Annotated in this window: 1 protein-coding gene; it reads right to left on the reverse strand. The window is 70.8% G+C overall.

Annotated features, from left to right (window positions below; all coding sequences use genetic code 11):
- Positions 1 to 20 precede the first annotated feature (20 nt).
- Positions 21 to 898, reverse strand: an 878-nt coding sequence (locus HG542_RS12320) for a pseudouridine synthase (RefSeq protein ID WP_171080583.1), incomplete at its 5' end; no start/stop codon positions are given.

The raw sequence follows: 898 nt of genomic DNA on the forward strand, positions 1-898 counted from the left end.
CGGGGCGCCGGTATCGCCTTTTAGAGGTCGACCTCGCGCATCAGCATGCCGACCTCCGTGTTCGTCAGGCGGCGCAGCCAGCCCGACTTCTGGTCGCCCAGGGCGATCGGGCCGAAGGATGTGCGGACGAGCTTGTCGACCGGGAAGCCCGCCTCGGCCAGCATGCGCCGCACGATGTGCTTGCGGCCCTCGTGGAGGGTGACCTCCACGAGGTAGTTCTTGCCGGTCTGCTGCACGACGCGGAAGTTGTCCGCGCGGGCGTAGCCGTCCTCGAGCTCGATGCCGTTCTTGAGCTGCTTGCCGATGTCGCGCGGCAGCGGGCCGGTGATGGCCGCCAGGTAGGTCTTCTGGACGCCGTACCGGGGGTGGGTGAGGCGGTGGGCCAGCTCGCCGTGGTTGGTGAGCAGGATGATGCCCTCGGTCTCCGTGTCGAGACGGCCGACGTGGAAGAGCCGGGTCTCGCGGTTGGTGACGTAGTCGCCGAGGCACTGGCGGCCGTCGGGGTCCTCCATGGTGGAGACGACGCCCGCGGGCTTGTTGAGGGCGAAGAACAGGTACGACTGGGTGGCCACCGTCAGGCCGTCGACCTTGATCTCGTCCTTCTCGGGGTCGACGCGCAGGCCCTGCTCGGTGACGATCTGCCCGTTGACCTCGACGCGGGCCTGCTCGATCAGCTCCTCGCAGGCGCGGCGCGAGCCCATGCCGGCCCGGGCCAGCACCTTCTGCAGCCGCTCGCCCTCCTGCTCCCCGAAGGTCTTGGGCAGGTTGGGCTTCGGCTTGTTGTGCCGCTCGCGGTTGCGCTCCTCGATCTTGGCGTCGAGCTCGCGCGGGCGCCCGGGCTGCGTACGCCCGCGGCCGGCCGCCGGGCTGCGCCGCGGGCCGCCCTTGGCGCCGCCAC

Origin of the sequence: Streptomyces morookaense, assembly GCF_013030945.1 — a bacterium.
Taxonomy (GTDB): Bacteria; Actinomycetota; Actinomycetes; order Streptomycetales; family Streptomycetaceae; genus Streptomyces; species Streptomyces morookaensis.